Origin of the sequence: Streptomyces sp. N35 (assembly GCF_016464295.1) — a bacterium.
Classification (GTDB): domain Bacteria; phylum Actinomycetota; class Actinomycetes; order Streptomycetales; family Streptomycetaceae; genus Streptomyces.
In genome coordinates, this window is record NZ_JAEIMH010000008.1 from 151,330 (window position 1) to 158,060 (window position 6,731).

Annotated in this window: 5 protein-coding genes and 1 pseudogene; 4 read left to right on the plus strand and 2 right to left on the minus strand. The window is 71.9% G+C overall.

The annotated features are described in order from the left end of the window. Window positions 1–38: 38 nt before the first annotated feature. Window positions 39–2,309: a LuxR C-terminal-related transcriptional regulator gene (locus JAO81_RS07180; protein WP_199546919.1), complete on the plus strand. Its 2,271-nt coding sequence runs from the start codon at window positions 39–41 to the stop codon at window positions 2,307–2,309. Between the two features lie 200 nt (window positions 2,310–2,509). Then, entirely contained in the window at window positions 2,510–3,403 is an 894-nt protein-coding gene (locus tag JAO81_RS07185) for an SMI1/KNR4 family protein (protein WP_199546920.1), read from the plus strand. Here the strand turns inward: JAO81_RS07185 and JAO81_RS07190 are convergent. Continuing rightward, the gene (locus JAO81_RS07190) at window positions 3,400–4,392 is read right to left on the minus strand and encodes an SIS domain-containing protein (RefSeq protein ID WP_199546921.1); all 993 of its coding nucleotides are present in this window, start codon (window positions 4,390–4,392) and stop codon (window positions 3,400–3,402) included. The genes JAO81_RS07185 and JAO81_RS07190 overlap by 4 nt on opposite strands. A gap of 286 nt (window positions 4,393–4,678) precedes the next feature. On the opposite strand from JAO81_RS07190, the gene JAO81_RS07195 reads away from it, so the two are divergent. Together JAO81_RS07195 and JAO81_RS07200 are read left to right on the plus strand one after the other, a co-directional pair. Next, complete coding sequence (locus tag JAO81_RS07195) at window positions 4,679–5,848, plus strand: lactate 2-monooxygenase (RefSeq protein WP_199546922.1); 1,170 nt, start codon at window positions 4,679–4,681, stop codon at window positions 5,846–5,848. A gap of 19 nt (window positions 5,849–5,867) precedes the next feature. Next, window positions 5,868–5,993 (plus strand): annotated as a pseudogene (locus JAO81_RS07200) (VOC family protein); the annotation flags it as partial. 54 nt (window positions 5,994–6,047) lie between these two features. On the opposite strand, the gene JAO81_RS07205 reads toward JAO81_RS07200, so the two are convergent. Then, window positions 6,048–6,572 carry a DUF3291 domain-containing protein gene (locus tag JAO81_RS07205; protein WP_199546923.1) on the minus strand — a complete coding sequence of 175 codons (525 nt, stop codon included), beginning with the start codon at window positions 6,570–6,572 and terminating at the stop codon, window positions 6,048–6,050. Between the last annotated feature and the right edge of the window lie 159 nt (window positions 6,573–6,731).

The following is a 6,731-nucleotide window of genomic DNA, read 5'->3' on the forward strand; positions in this document are numbered from 1 at the left end:
CCTCCGCGGTGCCCGGCCGGGACGACGGAGGGACGCACGTGACGCAGCTGCCGGAGATCGGACCGCTGGCGGAACTCCCGCTGGAGGCCACCGACTTCGTGGGGCGCGGCAAGGAACTCGCCGCGCTGGGGGCCGCGCTGAACCGATCGCGTCTGGTGACAGTCACCGGGCCGGGCGGCGTCGGCAAGACCCGGCTCTCACTGCGCGCGGCGCGCCAGGCCGGGGCCGCCTTCCCGCAGGGCGCCTACTGGGTGGAGCTGTCCGCTCTGTCCGACCCCGAACTGCTGCCGTACACCGTGGCGTCGGCACTCGGTCTGGCCCAGGGCGACGCGGTGTCCCCGATGGAGGCGGTCGTCCGCCGCCTGAGGACGGGCCGCAGTCTGCTGGTGCTCGACACCTGCGAACACCTGGTGGACGCCTGCGCGATCCTCGCCGAGACCCTGCTGCGCCACGCGGCGGGCGTCACCGTCCTTGCCACCAGCCGGCAGTCCCTCAGCGTCTCCGGCGAGCATGTCCTCAGCATCGACCCGCTTCCCGTACGGGCGGACGGGGGCGACGCGTTGGAGCTGTTCACCCGCCGCGCCCTGTCAGCCGCCCCCGGTCTCGTCCTCGACGAAACCGCCAGGGAGCAGGCGGTGGAGCTGTGCCGTTCGCTCGACGGCATGCCGCTGGCCATCGAACTGGCCGCGGTGCGGCTGCGCACCCTGCCCTTATCGCTGCTCATCGAGCACTTCGCGAACGGCGTGCCGCTGCTGGCCCGGCTGCGCGGCGGCACCCCACGGCATCAGACGCTGCGGGCGGCCATCGACTGGAGCTTCGGCCTGTGCTCCGAGGCCGAACAGGCGCTGTGGGCAAGGCTTTCGGTGTTCTCCGGACCGTTCGACTTCGCCGCGGCCCGGTACGTGTGCACCGGCGGGATCCTGGATCCGGCCGAGCTCGTGGAGTCCCTGGTGGGACTGGTCGACAAGAGCGTCCTGATCCGGGACGGCGACTGGTACCGGATGCTGGACATGATCCGCGAGTACGGGGCCGAACTGGCGCACGCCGACGACAGCGACGACACCCTGCGCGAAGCACACGCCCGTTACTACGCGAAGCTGGCCGAGAGCTTCGACCGCAAGTACATGAGCGACGGCCACATGGCACGCCACAACGGACTGCGCCAGCAGGACGGTCAGCTACGGGCGGCCCTCGAGCACTCCCTGGCGGCCGGCCACCATCACCAGGCGGCCGAGCTGGCCCGCTCGCTGTGGAGGTACTGGTTCGTCACCGGGAGGAACACCGAAGGCCGTTACTGGTGCTATCGGGTCGCCGAACATCTCCCCCGCGGGACCGCGGAGCGGGCCTGGGTGCTCGGCACCAACTCCTTCCTGGCCGCGCTGCAGGCCGACCCCGAGGCGTACAACCTGGCCCGCGAGGCAACAGCCATCGCCGCCGCGATCGACGATCCGGCACTCGAGGGCCGTGCGTACCAGGTGATGCAGCTCGCGTCGGGAACAGCCGGCAGGCTCGACGAGGCGCACAGCGCGGCTGCGCGGAGCGCCCCGGCCCTGCGCGCCGCGAACGACCGGGCCGGGGAGCTGACGCTGGAGGCCCAGAGCGCCTTCGTCCGCGTCCTCAGCGGCGACCCCGGCTCCGCCCTGGAGATGTGCGGGACGGGGCTGCGTCAGCTGGCCGAGGGCCGTACGGAGACGGGGTGGCTGCACGCCGCGTTCCACTGGGTCCAGGCCCTGGCCCTGTTCGAGACCGCCGACTACGACGCGAGCACCACGTCCGCCACCGCCGCCCTGCACATCGAGGCCGCGATGGGCGATGTCAGTGGCGCGGCCCTCAACTTGGAGGTCATGGCGTGGGTCGCGGCCCGCACCGAACGCCTCGACGAAGCGGCCTGGCTCCTCGGGGCCGCGGATGCCCAGTGGCAGCGCCTGGGCGGGCGTCTCATCGGCAACCCCGTGATGGAGCAGCAGCATCAGACCATCGAGCGCGAGCTGCGCGAGCTGCTGCCCGAGGACCGTTACCTGGCACGCTGGCAGGACGGCACGGCCCACCCCCTGACGACGGTGATCGAACGGGTCACCTCCGCCCGCGGACCGATCCCAGGAGCAGGGGTCCCCGCGCAGCGCAAGCCCCTGACGCCACGCGAACTCCAGGTCGCCCAGATGGTCGCGCAGGGCCTCAGCAACCGTGAGATCGCCGAGAAGCTGGTCCTGTCCAAGCGCACGATCGACGTGCATGTGGAGCACATCCTGTCGAAGTTCGGCATCACCTCACGTCATGAGATCGGCGCCAGGCTCGACGGGGGCTTGTGACCGGCTCGCGGCACGCGTCGGACCTCCGGCGAACCCGGGCACCCACCGCTCGAGGTCGACCACCGCATCCGTACCGACACTGCGGATTCTTCGGGCCCCCGACTGGGCGAAAGTGACATCCGAGGCGCCAAGTGCGCTGAAAGAGACGTCCGTTTCCCCCACACGGCTCGCCATCTCCCCGCCCGGAGGCACACCCCGCCATGCACCACTTCCTCGACGACCTGCTCGGCCACGCCGCGAACGCCACCCCTCCCGCACCACCTCTGCACGGCGACCCGGACCTGGATCTGGCCGACCTCGTCGAGGCCCTCAGCGAGGACTACGGCAGGCCCCGCACCGTGGTTCTCGACGGCGAGGTGGACCCCACGACGGACGACCGGACGGGGGCGCCGCTGCTCGCCGTGCTCGGCGAGCAGGAGGTGGAGGTGTTGCGGGCGTGGTCGTACGGGAAACGCTGGATCGGGGCCGGCAGGGCACCGAACGGCAGCGTCTTCGTGGTGCTCGCCGAACGCGTGACCCCCACGGACCACTACGATCCGACCTCCCCCGAGGCCTCGTATGTGGAGCGTGTGGTCGCCCTCACCCACTGGAGCACGGACCGCACGCACCCGGTGGACTGGGCGGAGACCGAAGCGGGCCTCGGCACCCCGCTGCCCGCCGACTACAAGCGGCTCGTGGAGATCTTCGGCCAGGGCGCGTTCGACGATGACCTCACCTTGCACACACCCCTCCCGCCGTTCGGCTGGGTGGGTCTTGCCGCCGACTTCCTGACGCTGCACGAGACCAGCGGTGACTGGCCCGACGCGGGCCACCACGACGACCTCGCCGCCGCCCGCGCCGCCCTGGCCGAGGCCCCCGGCAAGCTGCTGTTCTCCTGGGCGAGCAACGAAAACGGCGCCTTCTACTGGCACTTGAACGATCCGGACCCCGACCGCTGGCCGGTCCTGGTGGGCGGTGACACCTACGACGATCTCGACCTCGCGGCCGATTCGACCGCAGAGTGCCTCCACCTCCTCCTGACCGATCCCCGCGCACCCTTCTCACTGGCCAGGCACTTCGACCGCCACTGGTTCTCCCCACACGCGGAGCGCTAGGACGCCTGCACCCCCGGCTTGCCCAGGTCCCACAGCTCCGCCTCCGCCCAAGCCCCCACGATCGCCGTATCCGGATCCTGCCGCCGCAGCCCCGCGAACCGGTCGGCGAGCAGCTGCAGTCGTACGGTGAGCGGGATCTGCGCCAGCACCGGCGGCAGGTCGCCCTGGCCCCGGGGCGCCCCCCGGGTGGCGACCGCCCTGCCCTCACCCTTCGCGGCCTCGGCGGGCGCCGGGGGCAACTTGGCGACAACGGCGCCGGGTTCGAGGACGACGAGCCCGTCCGCCGGGCCGTAGGGAACAGCGGCACCGTGCAGAAAACGGTCCGACTCGAAGCCCTCCGCGAGCATCCGCGCACCTTCCCGGATCTTCAGAGCCCCTTCGCGTGCGGTGACTCCCCAGGGCCCGCATCCGATCAGCGCGAGGCTCCGGGCCGGGACGGCCACGGCGTCAAGCCGCGGGTCCGCGATGACCTCGCGTACAGCAGCGGCGGTGCGCTCCAACTGCTCGGCCGAACCCTCCGGTCCACCCAACTCATGGGCGAGACGGGCGAGTACGGCCAGGGTCGCGGTGTAACTGACGCTGTACGTCTCCGACTCCTCGGGCCCGACCGTCTCCAGCGCCTCCGGCCAGCCGCGCCCTTCCCCGGTGATCGACACGAGCGGAACACCCTCGCCCGAGGCGGCGGCCCGCACCCGCTGGGCAAAGGCCGTCTGCGCCGTATGCGTGATCACGACCAGGGCGTCCCCCTCGCGCGGCCAGGCCGCCCAGCGCGCGGCCTGCGCACCCGACAGCCAGCGCGCGTCGCACCCGGCGCCTTCGAGCAACAGCGCCCCGAGTTCGGCGGCGTGCCGGCTGGTCCCGGTCCCGACGACCAGCACGCGCCGCGCTCCGGCGAGGCGCCCGGCGGCGGCAGCGACGTCCAGGCCGGCCATCCGCTCCAGCGCCTCGGGCTGGCTGAGGATCATGCGCTGCAGGGCGGTGGCCGTCATGGGAGCTCCTCGGAAGGGGTCGGTGCGGCGCCGCGTGGTCGGTGCGGCACCGCGTAGTCGATCGGCGCTGCGTGGTCGGTGCGCCGTCGCTCGGGAGCCAGTTTTGTGATCACCGATTCCGTCGTCAAGAGGTGCATGACCTACGGAATCCGTTGCGTACGACCTCCTCGTACGCGAATCCAGCTGATCATCTTCGGCCCTGGCTCCCCCCTCCCCAGCACCGCCCGTCGCGGGCAGACTCGACCCCGCGGCAGAACCGCCCGCACCGCCTCCGGAGGGGACCGCCATGGGACAGCGATGGGCCGACTTTCAGTACGAGATCTATCTCAACGGGATGACAGGGGCCACGCCCCGGCTGCCCACCGACCTGACCCGCCTCGAAGAGCTGGCGGAGCACCGGCTCCCACCCCGCGCCGTCGGATACGTGGCCGGCAGCGCGGGCAGCGGCACCACAGCGGCCGCCAACCGGGAAGCACTCGGCCGCAGGCGGATCGTGCCGCGGATGCTCCGTGACGTCAGCGAACGGGACCTGTCCGTCGAGGTGTTGGGGCGCACCCTGCCCGCGCCGCTCGCGCTGGCACCCGTCGGCGTCCTTTCGATCATGCATCCGGAGGGCGAGAAGGCCGCCGCCCGCGCGGCCGCCGCGCAGGGCGTCCCCTACATCCTTTCGTCGGCGTCGAGCACCCCCATGGAGGAGGTCGCGTCCGCGATGGGGGATGCCGAGCGCTGGTTCCAGCTGTACTGGCCCAAGGACCCCGAGGTGGCCCGCAGTTTCCTCGACCGGGCGAAGGCGTCCGGCTTCTCGGTGCTCGTCGTCACTCTTGACACCCCCATGCTGGCCTGGCGTCCACGCGATCTCGACGAGGCGTATCTCCCCTTCCTGCACGGCGTCGGCACCGCCAACTACTTCACCGACCCGGCGTTCCAGGCGGGCCTGGCCAAGCCCGTGAACGAGGACCCGAACGCGGCCGTGATGCGGTTCGTCGGCATGTTCTCGGACCCCGCGAAGACGTGGCCCGACCTGGCCTTCCTGCGGGAGCACTGGGACGGCCCGATCGTCCTCAAGGGCATCCTGCACCCCGATGACGCCCGGCTGGCCGCCGATGCGGGCATGGACGGCGTGATCGTCTCCAACCACGGCGGCCGCCAGGTCGCGGGCTCCATCGGCGCCGCCGACGCGCTGCCCGGGGGGGCCGGGGCGGGCGGCGACCGTCTGGCCGTGCTCTTCGACAGCGGCATCCGCAGCGGCGACGACATCGCCAAGGCCCTTGCCCTCGGGGCCCGTTCGGTCCTGATCGGCCGCCCGTACGCGTACGGGCTCGGCCTGGACGGCCAGCCGGGTGTGGAGCACGTCATCCGTTGCCTGCTCGCCGAACTCGACCTCACCCTGGCCCTGTCGGGCCACGCGAGCCCGGCGTCGCTGAGCCCTTCGGACCTGATCGAGCACCACCGATAGCCCTTGCTGGGGTGCGCCGATGTCTTCGATCACGCAGGGCACGCAGGCCCCGGGGGCCGGCCAGGTCAAGCAGGTCCAGGTCACCTTCGACTGCACGGCTCCCGAGCGCCTCGCCCGCTTCTGGTGCGAGGTGCTCGGGTATGTCGACTTCCAGCGCGTGCCCGAGGGCAACGAGTTCTGCCTGGACTGAGCGGACGCCTCACCCCGCCAGACCCGTGACCGCCGTCGGCGCCGTGACCGCCGTCGGCGCCGGGTGCGGGTCGCGGAAGTCGAACGCCTGCGGACTCGCCCCGTGTTCGCGGATCCATGCCACCTTCGCCATCGCCTCGGCCACCGTCGGCCGGTGCCCGGCGGGCACCCACCACATCGCCTGGTGCGCCTCACCCAGGCGCTCGAACCACTCCCGGCGGCGGGCCAGCATGCCCAGATGCGCCGAGTGGTACACGTAATCCTTCAGCGCCTCGAACGATTCCCAGACCGAGCAGTTGATCTGGAGCCGGTCGTCGTCACGGTCGGGCCTGAGCCCCATCGCGTCCATCCCGCTCCCGTCGACCAGCCGCCAGACGAAGCCGGGCGAGCGGTCGGCGAGCGCGTTGATCTCCTCCAACTTACTGACGAACCCCGCGATTTCGGGGCTGTCGGCCGGTGCGACGAACCGGCCGATGTTGACCTGCGCGAGCTGGAATCCATGCGAAGACGAGGAATGCGTCGAGGAATCGGTCATGGGCTCAGCATGCCCGGACCGACTTCTAACGTCAACGCGTATTATTTTTAGACCTGACCGCCCTCGGCGCTCTCGCCGCCCCCCCCCTCCCCCCCCCCCCCCCCCCCCCCCCCCCCCCCCCCCCCCCCCCCCCCCCCCCCCCCCCCCCCCCCCCCCCCC